At 31.9% G+C, this 25,343-nt stretch carries 21 protein-coding genes; 20 read left to right on the top strand and 1 reads right to left on the bottom strand.

The window, feature by feature from the left end; genetic code table 11:
* The first annotated feature begins 40 nt into the window (after positions 1–40).
* The 19 genes from AC4FRF_RS10315 to kynU all read left to right on the top strand — a co-directional run bounded on the left by AC4FRF_RS10315 (position 41) and on the right by kynU (position 21,735).
* Positions 41–871: a prephenate dehydratase gene (locus AC4FRF_RS10315; RefSeq protein WP_491159427.1), complete on the top strand. Its 831-nt coding sequence runs from the start codon at positions 41–43 to the stop codon at positions 869–871.
* Positions 872–937: 66 nt separating this feature from the next.
* On the top strand, positions 938–2,083 hold the full coding sequence (locus tag AC4FRF_RS10310) for a pyridoxal phosphate-dependent aminotransferase (protein ID WP_491159425.1): 1,146 nt from the start codon (positions 938–940) through the stop codon (positions 2,081–2,083).
* 4 nt (positions 2,084–2,087) lie between these two features.
* The gene (locus AC4FRF_RS10305; RefSeq protein ID WP_491159424.1) at positions 2,088–2,945 is read left to right on the top strand and encodes a prephenate dehydrogenase; all 858 of its coding nucleotides are present in this window, start codon (positions 2,088–2,090) and stop codon (positions 2,943–2,945) included.
* 48 nt (positions 2,946–2,993) lie between these two features.
* Positions 2,994–4,073: a chorismate mutase gene (locus AC4FRF_RS10300; RefSeq protein WP_491159423.1), complete on the top strand. Its 1,080-nt coding sequence runs from the start codon at positions 2,994–2,996 to the stop codon at positions 4,071–4,073.
* A gap of 105 nt (positions 4,074–4,178) precedes the next feature.
* Positions 4,179–5,156 (top strand): ribosome small subunit-dependent GTPase A, encoded by a 978-nt coding sequence (rsgA, locus tag AC4FRF_RS10295; protein ID WP_491159422.1) that lies wholly within the window; start codon positions 4,179–4,181, stop codon positions 5,154–5,156.
* Positions 5,156–5,608 (top strand): D-aminoacyl-tRNA deacylase, encoded by a 453-nt coding sequence (dtd, locus tag AC4FRF_RS10290; RefSeq protein ID WP_491159421.1) that lies wholly within the window; start codon positions 5,156–5,158, stop codon positions 5,606–5,608. The genes rsgA and dtd overlap by 1 nt, the downstream gene beginning before the upstream one ends.
* A gap of 153 nt (positions 5,609–5,761) precedes the next feature.
* Positions 5,762–8,167 (top strand): aminotransferase class I/II-fold pyridoxal phosphate-dependent enzyme, encoded by a 2,406-nt coding sequence (locus tag AC4FRF_RS10285; RefSeq protein WP_491159420.1) that lies wholly within the window; start codon positions 5,762–5,764, stop codon positions 8,165–8,167.
* A gap of 2 nt (positions 8,168–8,169) precedes the next feature.
* Positions 8,170–8,571, top strand: a complete 402-nt coding sequence (locus AC4FRF_RS10280; RefSeq protein WP_491159419.1) for a DUF7793 family protein — start codon at positions 8,170–8,172, stop codon at positions 8,569–8,571.
* Between the two features lie 109 nt (positions 8,572–8,680).
* On the top strand, positions 8,681–9,061 hold the full coding sequence (locus AC4FRF_RS10275) for a DUF7793 family protein (protein ID WP_491159418.1): 381 nt from the start codon (positions 8,681–8,683) through the stop codon (positions 9,059–9,061).
* Between the two features lie 90 nt (positions 9,062–9,151).
* The gene (locus AC4FRF_RS10270; RefSeq protein WP_491159417.1) at positions 9,152–9,541 is read left to right on the top strand and encodes a DUF7793 family protein; all 390 of its coding nucleotides are present in this window, start codon (positions 9,152–9,154) and stop codon (positions 9,539–9,541) included.
* Positions 9,542–9,684: 143 nt separating this feature from the next.
* Entirely contained in the window at positions 9,685–11,193 is a 1,509-nt protein-coding gene (locus AC4FRF_RS10265) for a hybrid sensor histidine kinase/response regulator (protein WP_491159416.1), read from the top strand.
* A gap of 138 nt (positions 11,194–11,331) precedes the next feature.
* Positions 11,332–13,239 (top strand): DUF3857 domain-containing protein, encoded by a 1,908-nt coding sequence (locus AC4FRF_RS10260; protein WP_491159415.1) that lies wholly within the window; start codon positions 11,332–11,334, stop codon positions 13,237–13,239.
* Positions 13,240–13,244: 5 nt separating this feature from the next.
* Entirely contained in the window at positions 13,245–15,269 is a 2,025-nt protein-coding gene (locus tag AC4FRF_RS10255) for a DUF3858 domain-containing protein (protein ID WP_491159414.1), read from the top strand.
* 4 nt (positions 15,270–15,273) lie between these two features.
* On the top strand, positions 15,274–16,119 hold the full coding sequence (locus AC4FRF_RS10250) for a DUF3857 domain-containing protein (RefSeq protein WP_491159413.1): 846 nt from the start codon (positions 15,274–15,276) through the stop codon (positions 16,117–16,119).
* A 126-nt stretch (positions 16,120–16,245) separates the two neighbouring features.
* Positions 16,246–17,265: a DUF3858 domain-containing protein gene (locus AC4FRF_RS10245; protein WP_491159412.1), complete on the top strand. Its 1,020-nt coding sequence runs from the start codon at positions 16,246–16,248 to the stop codon at positions 17,263–17,265.
* Between the two features lies 1 nt (position 17,266).
* Positions 17,267–17,593 (top strand): nucleotide pyrophosphohydrolase, encoded by a 327-nt coding sequence (locus tag AC4FRF_RS10240; RefSeq protein WP_035661076.1) that lies wholly within the window; start codon positions 17,267–17,269, stop codon positions 17,591–17,593.
* Positions 17,594–17,707: 114 nt separating this feature from the next.
* Complete coding sequence (aroA, locus tag AC4FRF_RS10235; RefSeq protein WP_491159411.1) at positions 17,708–18,937, top strand: 3-phosphoshikimate 1-carboxyvinyltransferase; 1,230 nt, start codon at positions 17,708–17,710, stop codon at positions 18,935–18,937.
* A 173-nt stretch (positions 18,938–19,110) separates the two neighbouring features.
* A complete protein-coding gene (queA, locus tag AC4FRF_RS10230) occupies positions 19,111–20,160 on the top strand; it encodes a tRNA preQ1(34) S-adenosylmethionine ribosyltransferase-isomerase QueA (RefSeq protein ID WP_491159410.1) in 1,050 nt (349 codons plus the stop codon).
* 297 nt (positions 20,161–20,457) lie between these two features.
* On the top strand, positions 20,458–21,735 hold the full coding sequence (gene kynU, locus AC4FRF_RS10225) for a kynureninase (RefSeq protein ID WP_491159409.1): 1,278 nt from the start codon (positions 20,458–20,460) through the stop codon (positions 21,733–21,735).
* 141 nt (positions 21,736–21,876) lie between these two features.
* Here the strand turns inward: kynU and AC4FRF_RS10220 are convergent, their stop codons facing one another.
* Entirely contained in the window at positions 21,877–23,700 is a 1,824-nt protein-coding gene (locus AC4FRF_RS10220) for a hypothetical protein (RefSeq protein ID WP_491159408.1), read from the bottom strand.
* 279 nt (positions 23,701–23,979) lie between these two features.
* On the opposite strand from AC4FRF_RS10220, the gene AC4FRF_RS10215 reads away from it, so the two are divergent.
* Positions 23,980–25,317: an FAD-dependent oxidoreductase gene (locus AC4FRF_RS10215; RefSeq protein ID WP_491159407.1), complete on the top strand. Its 1,338-nt coding sequence runs from the start codon at positions 23,980–23,982 to the stop codon at positions 25,315–25,317.
* Positions 25,318–25,343: the final 26 nt, after the last annotated feature.

Raw genomic sequence — 25,343 nt, 5'->3', positions numbered from 1 at the left:
TATACAATCCTGATGAAAATCAGGATTTTTTTTTGATTAAATGGAAGCAAAAATTGCAATACAAGGGATAATAGGTTCTTTTCATCATCAAGTGGCTCAGGAGTATTTTGGGAAAGATGTGGTGGTAGATGAGTGTTTGTCTTTTGATGAATTAGTGGATAGCCTTTTGTCGGGAAAATCAACTCAGGCAGTAATGGCTATTGAGAATTCTATTGCAGGTCCGATTATTCCAAATTATGCTTTAATAGACAAGAATAATTTACACATTATTGGGGAACATTATTTGCGAATCCATCAAAATTTGATGGCTTTAAAAGGACAAAGTATTGCTGATATTAAAGAAGTACATTCGCACCCAATGGCATTGTTGCAATGTATGGATTTCTTGAAAAAATACCCGCATATTAAGTTGGTAGAAGATAAGGATACGGCTGAAACAGCTCGTAGAATTCAAGAAAAACAGCTTAAAGGAATTGCAGCAATTGCAAGTAGTGTTGCGGCAGATATGTATGATTTAGAAGTTTTGGCTCCAGAGATTCAAACGATAAAAAATAACATGACTCGTTTTGTTATTATTAAAAAGGAGAATTCATTTGTTCCAGAAGATGAAATCAATAGAGCTTCTTTAAAATTTGAACTGGATCATAAGCGCGGAAGTTTAGCGGCAGTTTTGAATGTGATGAGTGATTGTAAAATGAATTTGACTAAAATTCAATCCTTGCCAAAAATTGAAACGCCTTGGAAGTATTCCTTTTTTGTGGATGTTACTTTTGAGAAATACGAAGACTATGCTAAAGCAAAATCTTTGTTAGCCATTATGGCAGAATATTTTAAAATATTGGGTGAATATCCTAATACAAAGCCGATTTAGAAGCTTGAGTTAAAAAAGAAAGCCGATTTGTCCATTAGATAATAGTTCAAAAGCTAAAGAATAAAAATGATTACAACAGCAAATAGATTAAATACAGTTGAGGAATACTACTTTTCATCAAAATTGAGAGAAGTAAGACAGTTGGCTTCAGAAGGAAAACCAATTATCAATATGGGAATTGGAAGTCCAGATTTAGCACCTTCAAAGGCTGTAATTGATGCGGTTGCATTAGCAATACAAGATGAAAATGCACATGGTTATCAAAGCTATCAGGGTTTACCTGAGCTAAGAAAAAGCATGGCTGATTTTTATAAGAATAATTTTGATGTCGATCTAAATCCTAATTCAGAGATTTTGCCTTTGATGGGTTCGAAAGAAGGAATTATGCATATTTCATTAGCTTTCTTAAATGAAGGTGATCAGGTTTTGATTCCTAATCCGGGTTATCCAACCTATACTTCGGTAACTAATTTAGTAGGAGCAAAAGCTGTTTATTATGATTTAAAAGAAAGTAATAACTGGGAGCCTGATTTTGAAGCTTTAGAACAATTAGATTTATCTAAGGTAAAGTTAATGTGGATAGGTTATCCGCACATGCCTACAGGAGCCAGAGGAAGTTTAGTCTTGTTTGAAAAATTGATAGCATTTGCTAAAAAACACAACATATTGTTAGTAAATGACAATCCGTATAGTTTTGTTTTGAACGACAATCCTATGAGTTTGTTACAGGTTGATGGTGCTAAAGAAGTAGCTTTAGAGTTGAATTCTTTGAGTAAAACTTTTAACATGGCAGGATGGCGTGTAGGAATGGTTTCCGGAAATGCGGATTTAATCGATGCTGTTTTAAGAGTGAAAAGTAATATGGATAGCGGAATGTTTTATGGAATTCAAAAAGGCGCTATCGAAGCATTAAAGAGTGATAAATCATGGTTTGATTCCATGAATGAAGTGTATAAAAAACGCCGTGTTTTAACAGAGCAATTGGCTGAAAAACTAGGTTGTAAAGTATATAAGGAAGGGGTTGGATTATTTGTTTGGGCTAAATTGCCAGAAGGAATAGAGTCAGCGGAGCAATTCATTGATCAGATTTTGCATGAGAAATATATTTTTATTGCACCGGGAACTATTTTTGGTTCTAATGGAGAAGGATATATTCGATTTGCATTATGTGTAAAAGAAGAAAAAGTACAGGAAGCAATAGACAGATTTTAATAAAATGAAAGTATTTGTAATAGGTATAGGATTAATAGGTGGTTCGATGGTTTTAGACATCAAAGCACTTTATCCTGAAGCTACAATTTACGGAATAGACACTAATGAAAACCATGTGGAACAAGCATTGGAGTTAGGTGTTATTGATGTTGCGGCTACAATGGAAGATTTGGCTCAGGCTGATTTTGTAATTGTTTCGGTTCCTGTAAATGTTGCTATTAGTTTATTGCCTAAAGTGCTGGATTTAGTTGGAGATAATGCCATTGTTCTAGAAGTAGGTTCGACTAAGAACCCAATTTGTAAAGCAATAGCAAATCATCCTAAACGAAGAAATTTTATTGCTACCCATCCTATTGCGGGAACAGAATTTTCAGGGCCTTCGGCAGCATTGAGAAATTTGTTCAGAGATAAAACAAATATCATTTGCGAAGTAGAAAAAACGGCTTTCAAGTTACAGGAAAAAGCATTGGAAGTTTTTAAAAATCTGGGAATGCGTATTCGCTATATGGATCCAAAATCGCATGACAAACATATTGCTTATGTTTCGCATTTATCGCACATTAGTTCCTTTATGTTAGGAAAAACGGTAATAGAAAAAGAAAAGCACGAGCAGGATATTTTTGATATGGCGGGTTCTGGTTTCGAAAGTACGGTGCGATTAGCCAAAAGTTCACCAGCGATGTGGACCCCCATTTTTGAGCAGAATAAAGCTCAGGTGTTAGAATCATTAGAAGAGTATATTTCTAATTTGACACAGTTTAGAGATTTATTAGCTCAGGATGATTACAAAGCGATATATGATGAAATGGCTAGCGTAAATAAAATAAAAGAAATATTAAACGGTATAAGCGTTAAAAAATAGAGTAAAGAGAATAAAACAACACACATAAAAAAATAAATTATTTAAAAGATGGAAAACAAGAAAGAAATGAGAAATTGGTTGAACGCATTCAATTTGTCTCACCCATTTGTGATAGCAGGACCTTGTAGTGCTGAAACAGAAGAGCAAGTATTGAAAATTGCTCACGAATTGAAAAATTCTGATGTAAGTGTTTTTAGAGCAGGAATTTGGAAACCAAGAACTCGTCCAGGAGGATTTGAAGGAATTGGAGAAATAGGATTAAAATGGTTGAAAAAAGCTAAAGAAGAAACAGGATTGTTGATGGGAACTGAGGTTGCTACTGCTGCTCACTGTAAATTAGCTTTAGAATATGATATCGATGTATTATGGGTTGGAGCTCGTACAACAGCAAACCCATTTGCAGTTCAGGAAATTGCAGATACATTAGCTGGAACTGATAAAATTGTATTGGTTAAGAATCCAGTAAATCCAGATATGGCTTTATGGTTAGGTGGTGTAGAGCGTTTACACATGGCTGGTATCAAGAATTTAGGAGTTATTCATAGAGGTTTCTCTACTTATGAGAAAACAAAATACAGAAATATTCCAGAATGGCAAATTGCTATCGAATTGCAAAATAAATTCCCTGATTTACCATTAATCATTGATCCATCTCACATTACAGGAAACCGTAACATGATTCTTGAAGTAACTCAAGAAGCTTTGGATTTGAACTATGATGGTATGATTATCGAAACGCATATTGATCCGGATAATGCTTGGTCTGATGCTGCTCAACAAGTTACTCCAGATGCGTTAAAACAAATCTTGAAAGACTTAAAAATTAGAAAAGTAAGCGGAGATAGCGATTTTGAAAATAAAATGACAAAATTAAGAGCTAACATCGACGTTTTAGATGCTAATTTATTAGAGCTTTTAGGAAAAAGAATGAAAGTAGCTGACGAAATTGGTCAGGTGAAAAAAGAGAACAATGTAGCTGTTTTGCAAAACAACCGTTGGAATGAAATCCAAGAGAAAATGGTGGCAGAAGGTTCTAAAAAAGGATTGTCAGAAGAATTTATTACTAAATTATTCAAATCAATTCACCAAGAAAGTATTGAGCACCAGGAAAAAATTATCAACGGATAATTGATTTTCTAGATATTTAAGAATCCCTTTGACTTTGTAAGTTAGAGGGATTTTTTATTTTTATGGAATGGCTCAAATCTTTAAACAAAAAATTATCTTTGCAGCATGACAGGAATCGTTTATAAATCAACAGGAAGCTGGTACACCGTAAAATCCGATGAAGGGGATTTTGTGGATTGCAGGATAAAAGGAAAGTTTAGGATGAAAGGTATTAAAAGTACTAATCCTATAGCTGTGGGCGACCGAGTAGATTTTGAATTAGAAGAATCTAATGATCAAGTTACAGGAGTGATTAATACTATTCAGGACAGGAAAAATTATATTGTTCGAAAATCGGTTAATCTTTCTAAACAAACGCATATTATTGCTTCTAATATTGATATTGTTTTCTTATTAGTCACGATTAATAATCCACCCACTACAACCAGTTTTATAGATCGGTTTTTAGTAACAGCTGAAGCTTATGGAATTGAGGCTATTTTAGTTTTTAATAAAATAGACACTTTTGATGAAGAGGCTTTAGACGAACAACTGTTTTTACAATATACTTACGAAAAAATAGGCTATCAATGTTTGCGTGTTTCTGCTCAGGAAGGCAAAGGCTTAGATAAATTGACTGCTTTAATGAAAGATAAAGTGAGCATGTTTTCAGGACATTCCGGTGTTGGGAAATCCACTTTAGTAAATGCTATCGAACCGGGCTTGAATTTAAAAACCAAACAAATTTCAGATTCGCATTCGCAAGGACAACATACTACAACTTTTGCTGAAATGTTTGATCTTTCTTTTGGTGCCAAAATTATCGATACGCCAGGAATTCGTGGTTTTGGAGTGGTTGATATGGAGAAAGAAGAAATCAGTGACTATTTCCCCGAGTTTTTTAAACTAAAAGATAAATGCAAATTTAATAATTGCTTGCACAAAGAAGAACCCAAATGTGCTGTCAAAGAAGCCTTAGAAAACGAAGAGATTTCCTGGTCACGTTATAATAGTTACCTAAAACTATTAGAAGGTGATGATGAGCATTATCGAACAGATATTTATGATGATGACAGGAAAAACAGCGATAAATCCAGAGGTTAATGAGAGCAGTCATTCAAAGAGTTGCTGAAGCTTCTGTTACGATAGATTCCCAAATAGTAGCTTCCATTCGAAAAGGTTTGTTGGTTCTTGTAGGTATTGAAGATGCCGATGCTCAAGAAGATATTGATTGGCTAACGGCTAAAATCGCTAAGCTTCGCATTTTTGGTGATGAAAATGATATCATGAACTTATCGGTTCAGGATATTGATGGCGATATTATTGTGGTAAGTCAGTTTACACTTCATGCAGCTACTAAAAAAGGGAATCGCCCTTCTTATATTAAGGCGTCTAAACCTGAAATTGCAATTCCGCTTTATGAAAATTTTGTTCGAAAATTAGAACAGGAAATTGGAAAAGAAGTGCAAACTGGTCAGTTTGGAGCCGATATGAAAGTAAGTTTGCTTAATGATGGTCCTGTAACCATTATGATGGATAGTAAAAATAGAGAATAATTTACTAAATGTTTTTTTGGTCTTTTTCTATTTAAATTCATAAAACATAAGTAATAACCCAGTTTTTTTATTCTGTTTTATTTCCTACTTTTGAAACTATAGGGGTTTATGATTTCCTTCGGTCTTTTTGTATAACTTAATGAATTTCGAAATTTGGCAAAGATTAAACATACTAATCCTTATGATGTAGTAGATCATGTTTTTACATCTGCAAAAGCTAAGAAGATAATGCATCTTTCTTCTCAAGAAGAGGTTTTTAATGGTGAGTTTTTAAAAATAAATGATGAAGAACTAATTAATTTTGGTACTTGTGGTTATTTAGGATTAGAAAAGCACCCTCGTGTATTAGCTAAGAGTCATGAGTTATTGGATAGATATGGTTCTCATTTTTCTATCTCGAGAGCATTTGTAAAAGCGCCTTATCTTGACGAACTAGAAAATTTAGTGAGTCGTATTTTTGACAATAGACCAGTGATTGTTTATACTTCAACATCGGTAGCGCATCAATCCATAATTGGTACCATTGTAAGTCCGAATGATTTAATAATTCTTGACCAACAGGTGCATTATAGTGTGCAGTATCCATCTCAGTTTGCTAAATTGCAAGGTGCTATGGTGAAAATGATTCGCCATAATAATATGGAAATGTTAGAGGATTTTATCAAACGCGGTTACAACCAATATGATAAAATTTGGTACATGGCTGATGGAGTTTATTCTATGTATGGTGATCTTCCTCATAAAAAAGAACTTCGCTATTTATTAGAAAAATATCCGAAATTTCATTTGTATTTTGATGATGCACATGGCGTAGGATGGATAGGAAAAAATGGTTGTGGTAGTGTATTTGAAAGTTTTAAGGATAGCAAAAGAGTAGTTTTAATTAGTACTTTGGCTAAAGGTTTTGGAAGTATTGGGGGAATAGCTATTTTTAATGATGCAGAAATGCAGCGAAAGATTAATATTTACGGAGGTATTTTAGCTTATACGCATCCTTTATCGCCTGCTAATGTTGGAGCAGCGATTGGTTCGGCAGAGCTTTTGCTTTCAGATAAAGCAACTGTTTTTCAAAATGAATTAAAAGATTTGATGCTGTATTTGAATGCTAAATTAGAAGAATTCAATTTGCCTAATACTTCCTCAAGTGAGACTCCTATTTATTTCATTGGTACCGGAGTTTTAAAAGTTACGCATAATTTAATTCAAAAAGTTATTGCTGATGGATTGTATGTAAACACAGCAACTTATCCAGTAGTGCCAAGTGATAAAACAGGATTACGTTTTACGTTAACGAGGCATAATACTAAAGAGCATATTGATAAACTAGTTCGTTCTATTGAGAAGAATTTTCATTTAGCAGTTGAAGAAGAAAAAGAAGATTTAAGCAAAATATATAAAACTTTCCGTCTTCCATTTAAAGGTGATGTTGTTAAAAAAGAAGAAGAATCTGAAGGAGTTTATATTGCTATTTATCGCAGTATTGAAGAAGTTGACGTACAATTATGGGATAATCTCTTTGAGGAAAACGGGAATTATTCTCATAATGGAATGCGTTGTATAGAAGAGGTTTTTTCGAATAATAAAAAGAAAGAAGAAAATTGGGATTTCTATTATTTGATTATAAAAGATAGAGAAGGCAAAGTAATCCTTGCGACTTATTTTACTAGTACAATTTATAAAGATGATATGCTGGCTTTGGAAAATGTTTCTCGTAAAATAGAGCAACAGCGTGAAGAAGATCCTTATTATTTATGTTCTAAAACTTTGGCAATGGGTTCCTTGTTTACAGAAGGAGAACATCTATATGTTAATGAGGAACATCCATTAGTAAATGAAGCCTTTAATCGTTTTTTTGTTGAAGTTGAAAAATTAAAAAAAGAATCTCAATCGGTTGTTGTTATTTTGAGAGATTTTCAATCTGATTTTCAATTTCATGAGCGTTTTGAAGAGGAAGGTTTTGTGAAAGTTAAAATGCCTAATACTAATATTGTTACTAATCCGAAATGGAATACAAAAGAAGAATTATTATCGCTTTTAAAATCTAAAAATAGCATAAGTAGTATAAAGCGTTATGTTTTTAAATATGAAGATCAATTTGATGTTAGAATAAAAAAAGCATTAACAGATGAAGAGGCTAAAAAACATTATCAATTGTTTTCTAATGTAAAGAAAGCCAATTATGCATTTAATTTTTTTGCCTATCCAGAGAAAATTGCAAAAATTTTATCTCTTTATGAGGAATGGGAATTTGTTGAATTCCGTATCAAAGATTCTGATGAATTGATAGGTTGTATTTGGTTTTTTATTGGAAAAAATCATGCGTGTCCTTTAATAGTAGGATTGAATTATGATTATGTTAAGTCCCATCATCTATATAAACAAGTGATGTATTATATGGTAAAAAGAGGGAATGATTTAGGAAAAGTAAAAACATATTTAGGATTAACATCTGATTATGAAAAACAAAAATATGGAGCAATTACTTTTCCTATATTTGCTTATTTTAAAATTCAGGACACCTACAATTCTGAAATTATTAATTCGTATTCAAATATGTAAAAATGGAAATGGCAGTTATTGAAAATAATTTTATTAAGTTCAGAATTGAAGATGATATTCTTTATTCTCAATTTAAAACAACTAGCATTGGGACTTTAGAAGATATAAAAGCAATAATTAATTTGCGTCATGAGATATCGGCTGGCGAAAAACAATACTGGTGTTACGATTTTAGCGGAATGAAGACTTTTGATAAGGATGCTCGGGACTATGCTGATAGATATGGTCAGGATTATTTGCATGCCTGCGCAGTTATTTTAAATTCTCATATTACTAAATTTATAGTCAATACATTTATACTATTGAAAAAACCCGCAGTCCCTTTGAAAGGTTTTTCAAAAAAAGAGGATGCTGTAAATTGGTTAAAAGGATTAAAGAAGAAGAATGAGCAACTTAAATCGTGAATAAATTAATTGTTATATCTATATTTTTAAAGTTAACCATACAGGATACTTGAATATTGGTATTATTAATTTCGATTTAAATATATTAAAAAAAATATCTTAAGTAATAATGAAAACAGTTGAAAATGATTTTATGAAATTTTGGATAGAAGATGGTATTCTATATTCTAGATTTAAAAAACCCACGATTGTCGATTTAGAAAAGATTAAGGCGTTGATTGAATTGAGAACAAAAATTTCAAATGGTGAAAAGCAATATTGGTGTTATGATTTTTCTGGAATTAAAGCATATAATAAAGAAGCACGTGATTATGCAGATGTAAATGGGCAGGATGATTTATATGCTTGTGCAGTTATATTTGATTCTCATATTGCAAAATTTACTCTCAATATATATATGAAATTGAAAGTTCCTTTAATTCCTTTAAAAGGTTTTACTAAGAAAAGTGAAGCGATCAATTGGTTTAAAGAATTGAAAAAAAAGGAATAGTTTTTAATTGAAGTTGTCTTAGTATTAGATGGTTTTCAAGATGGTAATAGGAGTGTTTGAATTTAAAAACTTCTGGATAAATTGTCTATTATGAAAGGAAAATATATTGAAAATGATTATCTGAGATTTTGGTTTGAAAACGGAATTTTATTTTCATCATTTCATGATGAAATTGAGGTTGATCTTGAAATGATGAAAACAATAATCAAGATGAGAGAAGATATCTCGGGAGAAGAAAAACAATATTGGTTGTATGATATCACTAATGTAAAAAGCATTACCAAAGAGGCTCGCGATTATGCAGATAGCTATGGGCAAAATTATTTATATGCTGTTACAGTATTGGTAAATTCACATATTACAAAGTTTATTTTTAATACTTATACTAAATTAAAAAAACCTATTATGCCTTTTCATGTTTTTACGAATAGAGAAAAGGCCTTAGAATGGTTGTTAGAGCTCAAAGGACAAAAGAAATGAGACTTGAATGATGTTTTTATTTATTACCGTTATGAATAATCTTTTTTAAAAGATATTTCTTATGTTTAATTTGTAAGAGTAATAATAATTTTACATTTTTGTAGCAAAGAAAGATAGCTCTGTTAGAACATAAAATGCCTCAAATGTCTAAACTAGAACAAATATTAGCCTTAGTACGTTCCATAAACGAAGATGAGTTTCAGGAACAACTTACTCATGGAGATAGTCTAGATGATGTTTATGAGGAATTGGTTTTTCTGGCTGAAAAAATTGCATCTAAAAAGAAGAGAACTGCAGTTATTGTGGAACAAATATCCAATTGTTTTGCAGGTGATTTTTTTAATTACTTACCAATTTCTGATGCGCATGACGAGTTAGACGTTTTTTGTATGGGGTTTAATACCTATATCGAGGAGCTAAAATCGGCAATGGTATCTAAAAAATTAGTTGAAGCAGTAAATGAAAAATTAGCTGACGAAAAAGAGCGCTCCGAACAATTGGCTCTAACAAGAGACCATTTTTTGTCTAGTATGAGTCATGAAATCCGAACACCTCTTAATGGTATAATTGGGTTTACAGATTTGTTATTGAGTAATGCTTCATTAGGTTCAGAGGAAAAAAATCAATTAGAATATATTAAAATGTCAGGTGATGTTTTATTGGTTATTGTCAACGATATTTTAGATTTAGCTAAAATAGAATCGGGACAGTTTTTATTGATTAACAAACCTTTTAACTTAAACCAATTAACACGATTGATTTATGATACCTTTTCGATAAAAACCCAAGAAAAGGAAATTGATTTTAAAATTGATGTTGACAAAGAATTACCTACTATTCTCAATGGTGATTCGGTAAGAATCTCTCAAATCTTGTTTAATCTAATAAGTAATTCGTTCAAATTTACTGCTGCAAAAGGTAAAATTAGAATGAAGATTAAATTTTATGATGAAGAAGATGAATTTTATATTGTAAAGATTGTAGTAAAAGATACCGGAATAGGTATTCCTGATGATCAATTAAAGAATATTTTTAGTCCTTTTGTTCAGATAAATGCTGATGCTGCAAGACAAAATGGAGGAACTGGTCTTGGGTTAACAATTGTCAAGAAGATTATTGGATTGATGAACGGAGAGATTCAGGTAAAAAGTAAAGTTGGTGTCGGAACCAAATTTACAATTACACTTCCATTTTCTAAAAATGATTATAATCTTTCTGCCTCTAAGTCCTTTTTAGAAAAAGAAAAAGGATTGATTAAAAGAGGTAGTTCTGGCCAAAGAATTAAAGTGTTGTTGGCAGAAGACAACCGAATCAATCAAATTTTAGTTCAAAAAGTATTATCTAAATTTGATATTGATTGTGTGGCTGTAGCCAATGGAGAACTAGCTGTTGATGCTCTTCTTCATGAGGACTTTGATTTGGTTTTAATGGATTTGATGATGCCTGTAATGAATGGTTACGAAGCTTCTTCGGCAATACGTAACTTGAGGAATCACGGCAAAAAAAACATTCCAATTTTAGCTTTATCAGCAGTGGTGACAGGTTCTGTAACCGAAGCCTGTAAAGCAGTAGGAATTAATAAATACATTTCAAAACCTTTTGACTCCGAAGAATTACACCAATCAATAATGGAGTTGGTTAAAAAAGGATAATAAATTTGTTTTTAATAAGATTTGGTTTATTTTTGATTACCACGAAAAATTAATAAGTCCAAAAAGCAAAGTATAAACCGGATAAAGGATACTTCTTTGTGTGTTCTTCTATGGTGTAAACCAGATACCAATTATTAAATGAAAATAAACAAACTATTTATAGCCTTTATGGCTATCTTTTCATGTGCCGTTTTTGCTCAAAAAAACCAATATCCTTTAAGTGCAATAACTGATGAACTCAAAGAGAATGCTGATGCAGTAATTCGTTTTGAACAAACAGATATTGCCATTAGTTCACAAAGAAGTATGAATATTAAGGTGCAAAGAGTCGTTACCGTTTTGAATAAAAAAGGTTTAGGCGCTATTAATGCATTTGAATATTATGATAAGAAAAGAGCCGTAAAAAATATAGAAGCGATAGTTTATGATGTGTTTGGTAATGAAATAAAAAAAATAAAACGAAAAGATTTCAAGGACCAAAGTGCATCAGGAGGAGGAACCTTATTTTCGGATAATAGAGTTATGTTTTTGGATTATACTCCCGTTAATTATCCTTTTACTATAATTTATGAAAGTGAAGTAAGTACTTCGAATACTGCCTTTATTCCAGTTTGGGGGCCAATTACAGAATATTATGTAAGTGTAGAAAAAAGTATTCTTAATGTTGCTTATCCGGATAATTTAGGGTTTAAGAAAAAAGAAAAGAATTTTGAAGGTTTTAATTTTCAAAAAACGACAGAAACTACTACTCAGTTATCTTATACTATTTCTGCTATTCAAGCACTCAAGCAAGAGCCTTATGCTGCTTTCTCTGTTATTTTTCCTAGAGTGTTAATGAGTTTAGAAAACTTTAGTTTAGAAGGAATTGATGGAACAGCTACTAATTGGAAAGAATTTGGGAAATGGTATTCAGAAAAGATTCTTGATGGAACTACTGATTTATCTGAAGAAACTAAAACCAAAATAAAAGCACTTGTTGGTACGGAAACGGATCCTATTAATAAAGCAAAAATTATATATAAATACCTTCAAGAAAAATCAAGATACGTAAGTATACAAGTTGGAATTGGAGGATGGAAACCCATGTTAGCTAGTGATGTGGATCGACTGGGTTATGGTGATTGTAAAGCATTAACAAACTACACCAGGGCTCTTTTGGATGTTGTTGGTGTTCCTTCTTACAACACAATTCTATATGGTGATACTTATAAAAGAGATATTGTGTCAGATTTTGTTTCTGTACAAGGAAATCATATGATTTTAGCCATTCCTAATAAGAATGATTATATATGGTTAGAATGTACAAGTCAAGACGATCCTTTTGGTTATCAAGGTAAATTTACCGATGATAGGACTGTATTAGTTATAAAACCAACTGGAGGAGAAATAGTTCAGACAAAGGTTTATGATGACAAAGGTAATTTGCAAAATAGTATTGGGAATTATGCTATAGATGAGCAAGGTAATTTATCAGGCCATATAACTATAGATTCTGAAGGTTCTCAATACAGTAATAAAGCTAGGTTAGAAAATAATCAACCCAATGAAAAGGAAACGTATTATAAAGAATATTGGCGTAATATTAGTAATTTAAAATTAACTAAAATTAATTTGTCTAATGATAAAGAGCAAGTAAAGTTCGTGGAGGATATAGCAATAAATGCCACTAATTATGCCTCTATTTCGGGTGCAAAAATGATTTTTCCTGTGAATGCATTTAATCAATCTACGGGTTCGGTAAAACGAATTAGAAACCGTAGAAATCCATTCGAAATTCAGCGTGGTTATGTTGATGTTGATGAAGTTGAAGTCCTGTTGCCTTTAGGATTTGCAATTGAATTTCTTCCATCTAATTTTGAATTGAATTCTAAGTTTGGAGAGTATAAGGCTGAAATTGTAAAAAAGGACGCTACTCATTTAGTTTATAAAAGAACGTTATATGTCCATAAAGGATTTTATCCTAATAGTGAATACGACCAATATCGACTTTTTATGGATCAAGTTTCAAGAAATGATAATGCTAAAATTATTTTAACCAAAATCTAATCAAAATGAAAACCAAATTTTTAATAACAACTTTTATACTGTTTTTGACGGTTTTTAGTTCTAATGCTCAGGATTTTCGCCTAGGAAAAGTTTCCATCGAAGAATTAAAAGAGAAAATACATCCTAAAGATTCGTCAGCTGTCGCGGCAGTGCTTTTTGAAAAAGCAGAAAATAAATTGGTATACAATCAAGAGAAAGGTTTTGAAATAGAATTAGTTGTAAAAACTAGAATCAAAATTTATAAAAAAGAAGGTTATGATTGGGCTAATAAAGTGGTTCGGTATTATTTGGTTAATAGTTTAAGGGAAAATATTTCATTCTCTGATGCAATAACGTATAATTTAATTGATGGAAAGATAGAAAAAACCAAATTGAAAAGTGATGGAGAATTTGATGAGGTAATAAATAAATATTGGGGGCGGAAAAAAATAACCATGCCTAATGTAAAAGAAGGATCGGTTATTGAATATGAATATACTTTACGTTCCCCAAATATTGGGAATCCTAGGGATTGGTATTTTCAATCTGATATTCCCATAAATTATTCAGAATATATTAATTGTATCCCAGAATATTTTGTCTATAATACTAATGTAAAAGGATTTGTAAGACCTAAAATTACTGTTGATAAGGTAAATAGGTCAATTAGGTTAGATTCTAAGGAAAGGGTTTCAAGAGGAGGTTTTTCGGCAACTGCTACTAATTTCAATAGTGAAAATATAGCTTATACAGAAACTAGAACAACTTATTTAGCCGAGAACATGCCGGCTATAAAAGATGAAGCTTTTGTCAATAATATTAGAAATTATACAACTAGTTTGGAACAGGAATTATCGATGACTAAGTTCCCTAATTCAATCTCTAAAATGTATTCTACTAATTGGGATGCAGTGGTTAAAACAATTTATGAGTATGAAGATTTTGGACCTGAATTAAATAAAACAGGTTATTTTGAAGAAGATTTGAAAACGGTTCTTACAGGATTAAGTAAAGAAGAAGAAAAAATCAATGCTATATTGAAGTTTGTAAAATCGGCAGTGAAATGGAATGATTATTACGGATATTCTTGTAACGATGGAGTAAGAAAAGCCTATAAAGATAAAACAGGAAATGTAGCCGAAATTAATTTAATGCTTACTTCAATGCTACGATATGCAGGCTTAAATGCAAATCCAGTTTTAGTAAGTACACGATCTAATGGGATTTCGTTTTTTCCTAATCGAACAGCCTTTAATTATGTTATTGCGGCGGTTGAAAATGGAGATGATATTATTTTGCTTGATGGTTCTGATTTCTTTTCTACACCGAATGTCTTGCCTTTTAGAGCCTTAAATTGGTTTGGAAGATTAATTCGTAAAGACGGAACTTCTTCCTTAGTAGATTTAATGCCTAAGAAACCATCAATTTCTTTAAGAACTATTAATTATACGTTTAATGATGATGAAGGTAAAATTACAGGCATATTAAGTACTCTGAATACAGGCCATCGGGCAAATCTTTTTAGAGAGCAAATAATGGGGGTAAAAGAAGATGTTTATCTGGAGAAATTAGAAAATAGTAATAATAAAATTGAGATAAAAGAATATTCACGTCATAACGAGAATGATATTAATTTACCAGTGAATGAAACCTATTCTTTTAGTGGGAATAATCTTTTGGAATCTATTGGAGGGAAAATTTACATCGATCCATTGTTGTTTTTGACAAGTAAACAAAATCCATTTAAACAAGAAAATAGAGAGTATCCTGTGGATTATGGTTTTCCATTTTTAGATAAATATCTCATAAATATTAAAATACCTGAAGGTTATAAAATAGAAAGTTTGCCTCAATCTTTAACATTAACTTTTAATGAAAACATAGGTGTATTTAAATATTTAAGTAGTTTAAACGGTAATGTTATTCAGTTTTTAATTTCAAATCAAATCAATTCTTCAATAGTATCTTCTGAAAGTTATGCGGATTTAAAATTATATTATCAAAAAATGATTGAAAAACAGAACGAAAAAATAGTGCTAACAAAGATTTAAGTATATGAAATTGTTTAGCTTTAAAGTGATTCTTGTAGTATTTTTGATAGTAACTTCTGTGAAATCACAAGAAATTAAATTAGGAAAAGTTAGCATTGCTGAATTGCAAGAAAAACATCACCCAAAGGATACTTCGGCTGTAGCAGCGGTACTCTATAAAAAAGGGAGGACATTTTTTACTTATGATGTAAAGAAAGGATTTATTATGAATCATCAATTTACCTATAGGATAAAAATATATAAAAAAGAAGGTTTGAGTTGGGCTAATTTTGAAGTGCCTTATTATATAGGGTATGAAAATTTAAATGATGAAATATTGAGTTTTTCTGATGCGGTTACTTATAATTTGGAAAATGGAGATGTTGTAAAAACTAAATTAAATAGCGAAGGAAGTTTTAAAACTAAAATAGACGAAAACTGGAAAAAGGCAACTATTTCTTTGCCTAATGTAAAAGTAGGTTCTGTTATTGAATTTAGCTATTTGTTGAAATCAGAAAACTTAATCAAATTTCCTGTTTATGATTTTCAATATTCAATCCCTGTCAATTATGCCGAATATAAAACCGAAATTCCAGAATATTATATTTATAAAACGATACTAAAAGGCTATATTGATGTTAAGTCTGATTCTAAATTGAATCAAGGTTCTGTGAATTTTAATAATGAGTATGGTCAAACCAGATCGATGACCTACAAGCAAATCAGCAGTAGTTATATAGCTAAAGATATTCCGTCTTTAAAAGAAGAGGGATACATTGATAATATCAAGAATTATCAAGCGTCAATTCATAATGAGTTAGAAAGAACAAGATTTCCTAATCAACCCGTTAAGGATTATTCAGTAACATAGGAAGGGGTTGCTAAAACTATTTTTGAAAGCAAAGATTTTGGTAAGCAATTAGAGCTAACGGATTATTTGATTAAGGATTTGAGAATGCTGCTGGGTAATGTAGAGTCTAAAGAAGAAAGACTTAAAATGGTATTTAAGTTTGTTCAAGACAAGATGAATTGGAATCATGATTATGGCTGTTTTACAGATAAGGGAGTTTTGAAAGCTTACGAAGAAAGAACTGGTAATGTAGCCGAAATTAATTTTATATTAATAAATATGTTGAGATTAGCTGGAGTAAGCGCTGATCCTGTTTTGTTAAGTACCATAAAACATGGAGTTCCTGTTTTTCCAAGCCGTACCGTTTTTAATTATGTTGTGGCTATGGTGGAAATAAATGGCAAATCAATTTTATTAGATGCTACCCATAAATACACTACCGAAAATATTTTACCATTAGAAACTTTAAACTGGAAAGGGCGTTTAATTAAAGCTGATGGAACTTCTATTGAAGTTGAATTGGTTCCAAGTTCCACATCTATACATTCAAGTAATTTGTTACTTAAACTAGATGAGTCCGGATATCTTTCAGGAGATTATAGAAGTCGAAAAACTAATTATGAGGCTTATAACTTTAGAGATAGATATGCCGATATGAAAACGGATAATTATATTGAAAAGCTTGAAAATTCATTGAATGGAATAGAAATTAGTAATTATAGTTTAGAAAATAATAAAACAGATTTTTTACTTCCAGTTGATGAGCGATTTACATTTAAAACTAGAAATTTCACCGAAAGTATAGGTCAAGAATTTTTTATAAATCCTTTGTTGTTTTATAAAATAACTACAAACCCCTTTAATCAAGAGGAAAGAAAATTGCCTGTTTATTTAGGTTATCCCACTTTAAAGAAGTATAATATTTTTATCGAAATTCCTGAAGGTTATGAGGTGGAATCAATTCCAAAAGGAATAAATTTGTCATCAGGCGATGGAAGCTTTACTTTTAAATATATGATTGGTAGGGACGGCAATAGAATTCAAATTGTTTTGCAAGCAGAATTTAAAAAGGCCTCAGTTTCTGCTGTCGATTATACAATGCTGAAAGATTTCTATCAAAAAATTATTGATACAGAAAAAGAAAAAATAGTACTTAAAAGAATATAGGATGAACTTAAAAAACGCCCAATTAGACGTAGATACCTGGATAAAAGAACACGGAGTTCGTTATTTTAACGAATTGACTAATATGGCTCAGCTAACCGAAGAGGTAGGTGAGGTAGCCCGAATTATTGCGCGACGTTATGGAGAACAATCGGAAAAAGAATCAGATAAGAATAAAGATTTAGGCGAAGAACTAGCCGATGTGGTTTTTGTAGTGTTGTGTTTAGCTAATCAAACGGGAATCGATTTGCAAGCCGCTTTTGATAAAAAAATGGATTTGAAATCGGTTAGAGACAAAGACCGTCACAAAAACAACGAAAAATTGAAATAAATATCAGTTGCGAATTATGAATTGTGAGTGAGGAGTGCTAAATTGCGCCCTCAAATTATATATGTTAAATGCATAGACACTTAACGAGTAATTTTATCACTAATAATTTTAAAAATGAATTTACTACTACAAGCAACTAATACAAACCTTAATGCTCAAATAGCAGTTACAGGATCTAAAAGTGAAACCAATAGATTATTATTATTGCAGGCTTTGTTTCCTAATATTACATTAAGCAATACTTCAAATTCTGATGATAGCGAAGTAATGCAAATGGCATTGAGCGGAAATGAGGAAGTAGTAGATATTCATCATGCAGGAACAGCTATGCGTTTTCTTACGGCTTATTTTGCGGTAAAAGAAGGTCGCGAAGTGGTTTTAACCGGTTCAAGCCGTATGCAAGAGCGTCCAGTTAAAATTTTAGTGGAAGCCTTACGTCAATTAGGTGCTGATATTTCATTCTTAAAAGAAGAGGGATATCCGCCTATTAAAATTAAAGGGCAAAAAATCACTAAGGCTAAAGTAACTATGGCTGCTAATGTAAGTAGTCAATATATTTCGGCTTTATTATTAGTAGCTCCAAAATTAGAAAATGGTATCGAGCTAACATTGGAAGGAGAAATTACTTCTATTCCTTATATCAAAATGACGCTGGCTTTATTGAAAGATCTAAACATTCAAACTAGTTTTGAAGGAAATGTAATTAAAGTATGGCCTCAACAAGATGTAGAATCAAAAGTAATGACTGTGGAATCCGATTGGAGTTCGGCCTCTTACTTTTTTAGTTTGGCAGCTCTGTCTGACGAAGCTTCTATTTCATTAACAAGCTACAAAGAATCTAGCTTACAAGGGGATTCGGCTTTAGTAACAATCTATAAAGAAATGGGAGTTGAAACTCAGTTTAATGGCGATACTATTACTTTAACAAAGACTAAAAAATTCAAATACCAAGATGTAACTTTCGATTTGAATCATACACCAGACATTGCACAAACTATTGTGGTTACCTGTCTTGGTTTAGGAATTGGTTGTCACCTTACAGGTCTTCATACCTTAAAAATTAAAGAAACTGATAGACTAGAAGCTTTGCGTATTGAGTTGAGTAAACTAGGTGCTAATATTTCAGTAACTAACGATAGCTTGACTTTAGTAGCTACATTAGATATTAATTCAAACATTCGTATTGGGACTTATAATGATCACAGAATGGCTATGGCTTTTGCTCCATTAGCCTTAAAAGTGCCAATTATTATCGAAAATGCCGATGTAGTTTCTAAATCTTATCCTGATTTTTGGACTGATATGGAAAAATTAGGCTATAAAGTTTCTGATTTGGTAGGTTAAAAATTTTCTTTACATCCTTAAAACATTGACGCTTTGGGTTTTTGTTGTTTTAATTTTAAATTAAACAGCAAAATACTTGACATCGCCTATTCGACAATCGTATATTTGCACCCGATTATAATACTAAGGATCAAAACTTAGGACTTATAACTCATAACTTATAACTTTTTAGAATGAAATTATCACATTTTAATTTTGACTTACCTAAAGAACTTTTAGCTGAATTTCCAGCAGAAAATAGAGATGAAGCTCGTTTAATGGTAATAGATAGAAAAAAACAAACTATAGAGCATAAAATGTTCAAAGACGTTATCGATTATTTTGACGATGGTGACGTAATGATTTTGAATAATACCAAAGTTTTTCCTGCTCGTTTATACGGTAATAAAGAAAAAACAGGCGCAAGAATCGAAGTGTTTTTGCTTAGAGAATTAAATGCTGAACAACGTCTTTGGGATGTGTTAGTGGATCCTGCTCGTAAAATTAGAATTGGAAACAAATTGTATTTTGGTGACGACGATTCTTTAGTTGCTGAGGTAATTGATAATACAACTTCTCGTGGAAGAACATTGCGTTTCCTTTACGATGGTTCTTACGAAGAATTCAGAAATAAATTAACAGAACTAGGAGAAACTCCAATTCCTAAATACATCAACAGAGAGGTAACTCCTGAAGATGCTGAACGTTATCAAACTATTTATGCTAAAGAAGAAGGAGCTGTGGCTGCACCAACTGCAGGTTTGCACTTTTCTAAGCACTTGTTAAAAAGATTAGAAATTAAAGGAGTAAACTTTGCTGAGGTAACACTTCACGTAGGTTTAGGAACTTTTAACCCAGTTGAAGTAGAAGATTTATCAAAGCACAAAATGGATTCTGAGGAATTAAAAATTACTCAAGAAGCTTGCGATATTGTAAACGAAGCCAAAGCGAAAAGAAAAAGAGTTTGTGCGGTAGGAACCACTTCAATGCGCGCTATTGAAAGTTCAGTTTCTTCGCAAAACACCCTAAATCCTTACGAAGGTTGGACAAATAAATTTATCTTTCCTCCTCATGATTTTAGTGTAGCAACTTGTATGATTACTAATTTCCATACACCAAAATCAACTTTATTAATGATGATTTCAGCTTTCTGCGGTCATGATTTAATGAAGAAAGCGTATGAAGAAGCAATCAAAGAAAAATATAAATTCTATTCTTACGGTGACGCCATGTTAATCATCTAATCACTATAATAAGGTTAATTCATAAAAAAACTCGTCAACAATGGCGAGTTTTTTTGTTTATGGCACGACCCAAGGGGTGGGCTATCTGTTATAATCTTGCTGTTTTTCTTTAAAAAAATAGCAAGGATTTATCTCGTTATAAATTTATTCTTTATCGGTATTCGATGATTTTCAATTTCACTACTATCTCTCATGCAGCCTTCTAAGATTAATGAATGTTTAACATCTAAATGAAACTAAATATGAAATCTTTTTTTCTTTTTTAGTTACTTTTACAAAACAAATGCAAACTACATTATGATTTTCGAAAATACTTTAGCTTTCGCACAGCAATTAGATACACAGGATAACTTAAATAAATACAGAAACGAATTTTATTTTCCAAAAGTAAACGACAAAGAAGTTATTTATTTTACAGGAAATTCATTAGGATTGCAACCCAAACGTACTAAGGCTTATGTTGATGAAATTATGAATGATTGGGCTAATCTTGCCGTTGAAGGCCATTTTTATGCCGAAAAACCTTGGTGGGATTATCAGGAACGTTTTGCAAAACCATTGAGTAAAATTGTTGGTTGTTTACCTTCGGAAGTTACCGTAATGAATACCTTGACGGTTAATTTACATCTGTTGATGGTTTCTTTTTATAGGCCTAGAAAAACAAGATTTAAAATAATTTGCGAAGAAAAAGCCTTTCCTTCTGACCAATATATGTTACAAAGTCAAATACGTTTTCATGGTTTTAATCCAGAAGAAGCTATTGTTGAAATTAAACGTCGTGATGGAGAACATAATATCCGAACAGAAGATGTAGTGGCTAAGATTAACGAAGTTGGAAGCGAATTAGCTTTGGTTTTAATTGGCGGTGTGAATTATTACACTGGACAGGTTTTTGACATGAAGACCATTACAGCTGCCGGACACAAAGTAGGTGCTTGTGTAGGTTGGGATTTAGCTCATGCTGCTGGTAATGTCAAATTAGAATTACACGATTGGAATGTAGATTTTGCTGCTTGGTGTAGTTATAAATATATGAATTCAGGACCAGGAAATGCTTCAGGTTGTTTTGTGCATGAAAAACATCATAATAATCCAGATTTGCCTAGGTTTGCCGGTTGGTGGGGGCATAATAAAGAGCGTCGTTTTAAAATGGAACCTAATTTTGATCCTATTCACGGTGCTGATGGTTGGCAAATTAGTAATTTACCGGTTTTGTCCTTAGCGCCTTATTTGGCTTCCGTTGAAATGTTCGATGAAATAGGAATGGAGGCACTCATTGAAAAAAGAGATAGAATCACAGCATATTTAACATTTATCCTTGGGGAAATTGATAAAGAAGTAAGCAGTAGTTTTGAAATTATTACACCCGAAAATCCTGCTGAAAGAGCTAGTCAATTATCGGTTTTTCTTCATGGGGAAGGACGTAGTTTGTTTGATTACCTGATGAAGAATGGTGTTATAACCGATTGGAGAGAACCTAATGTTATTCGACTTGCTCCAGTTCCATTGTATTGTTCCTTCGAAGATATGTATCGTTTTGGGCAGATATTAAAAAAAGGAATTTTAGAAAAATAAATAAAATTTTTAGCCACGAATTCACAAACGAATACTAATTTTTATACTGTTAGCAAATACACGAATTTAAGTGTAGAAATAATTTGTTTTTATTCTTTATGATTTGTTATCATTCGTGAATTCGTGGCTGAGTTTTTAAACTTAAGCCATTTCTAATTTGGGGATTTCAATTGTGTTTAATTCGTTTTTATACGATTCTAATTGTTTTTTTATTTCATTTTTGAAGTTTTCAAAAAAAGGAATTGAGGAAAATAAAGCTTCATAATAAGCAATTCCCTCAAAAAGATTGTGCTTAAAAGCTTCTAGTTTTTTAGTTTTTGCATTGTTTATTTCGCTGCTTATTACATCAATATCATTTTTCAAATAATCAATATACATTTTAAGTTCTTTTAGTAAAAAGTTAGGGCGGTTACTGTTTCTTAATACCGATGTATTTCCATAAATATGCTGAATCATTTTTGAAAGCGATACTTCTTGGTCAAAATAAGCCATGTTAGGTCCTGGACAAATAACAACACCTTGATCTTGTCCTTTTATTTCAATATCGTTTTCAAGATAGGAAGCATTAGCTAAGCCAACACAAAGACAAGATTTTTCGGTGATGATTTGTTTTGTTTTTTTATAATTTTCTATCGAAATAGCATCTCTGTTTTCTTCTAATTCTATGAGTTTATAATCTTGGTATTTTTTAGAAGCTGTACAAATTCCATTACCTTGAGGATCTTTGTTTAATGCTAGGAATTTTTTAGGGCAAGAACTTCCGGCTTTGCTTTCTTGAATTCGTTTTTGTTTTAATTGTTCGTTTGTAGTGCCTCTTAAGGTGTTAAATGGTACTCCTAATGGGGAAATTTGACTCAGATACAAATCTTCTTCTTTAGCCTTGATTAATAGATTTCTCGTGTCTTGATCCACAGAGGTTGCTTCAGGAACTAATAAAAAAGGCGTGCCCCAACCCACAGAATCTACCTTATAATAATCCAGTAAGAATTCATGTTCTTCAGCAGTTCCTACACCACCTTGAACGGTGATTTTTAATTCTAATGGTTCTTGTGGAATTGTTTTTCCTTTTTGTTCTAAAGCTTTTACCATTAATTCATGTGCTGACTGAACGAGTTGTTCTTTCTTTTGTTTGAATTCTTCTAAAATAGGACCTAATAAAAAGCCATCGGTAGCAAATGCATGTCCACCACAATTTAGTCCAGATTCTATACGGTATTCTGAAACCCAAAGTCCTTTTTTTGCCAAGAAATTCCCTTGTATGATTGCGGAGCGAAAGTCGCTAACTTTTAAAGTAATTTTCTTTTGGAGGTGGTTGTTTTTGTCAGGAAAAAACACATCAAAATTCTCAAAATAGCTAAATAATCTTGGATTCATTCCCGCTGAAAGTACAATTGATGAATTGACGTTGCTAGTAGCAAATCCTCTTAAGGCCGCGTGTGCGTCATTATAAGTAACAGGCAATTGTTTGTTATTGCTAAAATTATCTTTGTCTAATTTAGTCATAATGTTCACGTCTATAGCGCCTGCTGATAAGTTTTTTTCAAGATAATTTTTGATGTTTTCTTTCCAATGAATGCCTTCGTCAATAAAAGATTGGAGTCCCTTTTTGATTTCAGATTTATTAGGCAACATAGCAATATAGTTTTCTAAAGCTTCTTTACTTTCTGCTAATTCATTTTTGAAATTCTCAAATTTTTCTTTGACAATTTGATCCACAAGATTCAAGTAAGAAGTGATGCGTTTAGCTCTATAGTCAGCTGCCTTTTGTGAAATTTCTTGGTAGGGAAGATTGGATTTTTGATGGTAAAAGGCATTCATTTTCTCTATTAGTTCGTCATCTGCAATCGAAATTACCGAGGAAATTCCATATTGAGCTACACGTATGGGACTGTCTATAGTATAAGCGAGTCCCATAACCGGAATATGAAAGCTATGTAGTGGTTTTTGATTTTTTGTCATGTTCATACATTCATTAATAGTTTATGCAAAGTTTGTAAAAAGCATTGGCTTAAAAACTGATAAATATCATATAAGCCTTTTAGTTACTAGGCTATTTTTGTTTTTTGAAAAAAAATAAAAATTGAGGTGTCGAGCGAAATAATTCTTAATTGTTGAAAACTAATGATTATGTAGAATTAGTAATTATTCAACAAAATGTTGATTTGTTACAAGTAAAAACTAAGTTTTTTAAATGTTATTCAGATAATAAATCAGTAATTTTGCCTAACTTTTTATAACACAAAAATGCAAACTCCCAAAAAAATAGCGGTAGTTGGTTCCGGTTTAGTAGGTTCATTATTGGCTATTTACTTAAAAAAAGCAGGTCACACGGTTCATATTTATGATAGAAGTCCTGATATTAGAAAGATTCAATTCTCTGGACGTTCGATTAATTTGGCTATGTCAAATCGTGGATGGAAAGCTTTAGATGGAGTGGGTATTGGTGATGCTGTGCGTGAAATTGCCATTCCTATGGATAAACGGGCAATCCATCTTGTGGATGATTTGAAGTTTCAAAATTATGGACAAGAGGGAGAAAGTATTTATTCTATTTCGCGAGGAACTTTAAACAGAAAGATGATCGATCTTGCAGAAGCGGCAGGTGCTGAGTTTTTCTTTGAACAAAAAATTTGGGATGTTACCTTAGCAACAGCTACTTTACATATTGGTGAAACTGAAAGGGGAGAGTGGGAAGAAAGAAATTACGATATGGTTTTTGGTGCCGATGGTGCTTTTTCAAGAATTCGTCACCGTATGCAACGCCAGAGTATGTTTAATTATTCGCAGGAGTTTTTGAATATTGGTTATAAAGAATTAAATATCCCTGCTAATGCAGATGGTTCCCATAAGTTAGATAAGAACTCATTTCATATTTGGCCACGCGGTGATTACATGTTGATTGCGCTGTCTAATTTAGATGGTAGTTTTACCTGTACTTTATTTATGCCTTTTGAGGGCGAAAATTCTTTTGCATCTTTAACAGATAGAAAAGAAGTGGAAGCTTTTTTTGAAAAAAACTTCCCAGATTCAGTAGAAGTAATTCCGAATTTAGCCGAAGATTTCTTTAAGAATCCAACCAGTACATTAGTAACTATGAAATGTTATCCATGGACCTATGAAGATAAAATTGCTTTGATAGGTGATGCTTGTCATGCTATTGTTCCGTTTTATGGACAAGGGATGAATGCTGGTTTTGAAGATATAACGGTGCTTTATGAAATGATTTTGGAGTATGGTGAAGATTGGGAACGTGTTTTTACGGAATACCAAAAATCACGTAAGCCTAATGCAGATGCTATTGCAGAACTTTCATATAGAAATTTCATGGAAATGAGTTCGAAAACTGCTGATGATAAGTTTTTGTTGCAAAAGAAAATTGAGAAATGGTTTTCAGAAAAACATCCCGATAAATGGATTCCTTTGTATAGTCGAGTAACTTTTAGCGATAGACCTTATGTGGAGGCTTTAGCTATTGGTGATTTTCAAAATACAATTATGGAGGAAATTTTAAAAATGGATAACATTGAAGCTAATTGGAATTCTACAGCGGTTGAGAATAAGATTTTAGAATTGTTGCAATAAAAAATGCAATATCAAAAATCAATTTC

It is taken from the genome of Flavobacterium sp. ST-158, assembly GCF_058309975.1.
Note: the sequence above shows the minus strand (reverse complement) of the source record. Positions and strands in the feature narration are given on the sequence as shown.

Excerpts from the sequence above, each read along its gene's own strand:
- AC4FRF_RS10245 (WP_491159412.1), top strand. The coding sequence starts at position 16,246 with ATGGTATTTAAGTTTGTTCAAGACAAGATGAATTGGAATCATGATTAT.
- AC4FRF_RS10275 (WP_491159418.1), top strand. The coding sequence starts at position 8,681 with ATGAAAACAGTTGAAAATGATTTTATGAAATTTTGGATAGAAGATGGT.
- AC4FRF_RS10310 (WP_491159425.1), top strand. The coding sequence starts at position 938 with ATGATTACAACAGCAAATAGATTAAATACAGTTGAGGAATACTACTTT.
- AC4FRF_RS10220 (WP_491159408.1), bottom strand. The coding sequence starts at position 23,700 with ATGAACATGACAAAAAATCAAAAACCACTACATAGCTTTCATATTCCG.
- AC4FRF_RS10240 (WP_035661076.1), top strand. The coding sequence starts at position 17,267 with ATGAACTTAAAAAACGCCCAATTAGACGTAGATACCTGGATAAAAGAA.
- AC4FRF_RS10265 (WP_491159416.1), top strand. The coding sequence starts at position 9,685 with ATGTCTAAACTAGAACAAATATTAGCCTTAGTACGTTCCATAAACGAA.
- AC4FRF_RS10260 (WP_491159415.1), top strand. The coding sequence starts at position 11,332 with ATGAAAATAAACAAACTATTTATAGCCTTTATGGCTATCTTTTCATGT.
- AC4FRF_RS10215 (WP_491159407.1), top strand. The coding sequence starts at position 23,980 with ATGCAAACTCCCAAAAAAATAGCGGTAGTTGGTTCCGGTTTAGTAGGT.
- AC4FRF_RS10270 (WP_491159417.1), top strand. The coding sequence starts at position 9,152 with ATGAAAGGAAAATATATTGAAAATGATTATCTGAGATTTTGGTTTGAA.
- aroA (WP_491159411.1), top strand. The coding sequence starts at position 17,708 with ATGAATTTACTACTACAAGCAACTAATACAAACCTTAATGCTCAAATA.
- queA (WP_491159410.1), top strand. The coding sequence starts at position 19,111 with ATGAAATTATCACATTTTAATTTTGACTTACCTAAAGAACTTTTAGCT.
- AC4FRF_RS10300 (WP_491159423.1), top strand. The coding sequence starts at position 2,994 with ATGGAAAACAAGAAAGAAATGAGAAATTGGTTGAACGCATTCAATTTG.
- AC4FRF_RS10255 (WP_491159414.1), top strand. The coding sequence starts at position 13,245 with ATGAAAACCAAATTTTTAATAACAACTTTTATACTGTTTTTGACGGTT.
- dtd (WP_491159421.1), top strand. The coding sequence starts at position 5,156 with ATGAGAGCAGTCATTCAAAGAGTTGCTGAAGCTTCTGTTACGATAGAT.
- AC4FRF_RS10250 (WP_491159413.1), top strand. The coding sequence starts at position 15,274 with ATGAAATTGTTTAGCTTTAAAGTGATTCTTGTAGTATTTTTGATAGTA.
- kynU (WP_491159409.1), top strand. The coding sequence starts at position 20,458 with ATGATTTTCGAAAATACTTTAGCTTTCGCACAGCAATTAGATACACAG.
- AC4FRF_RS10305 (WP_491159424.1), top strand. The coding sequence starts at position 2,088 with ATGAAAGTATTTGTAATAGGTATAGGATTAATAGGTGGTTCGATGGTT.
- rsgA (WP_491159422.1), top strand. The coding sequence starts at position 4,179 with ATGACAGGAATCGTTTATAAATCAACAGGAAGCTGGTACACCGTAAAA.
- AC4FRF_RS10315 (WP_491159427.1), top strand. The coding sequence starts at position 41 with ATGGAAGCAAAAATTGCAATACAAGGGATAATAGGTTCTTTTCATCAT.
- AC4FRF_RS10280 (WP_491159419.1), top strand. The coding sequence starts at position 8,170 with ATGGAAATGGCAGTTATTGAAAATAATTTTATTAAGTTCAGAATTGAA.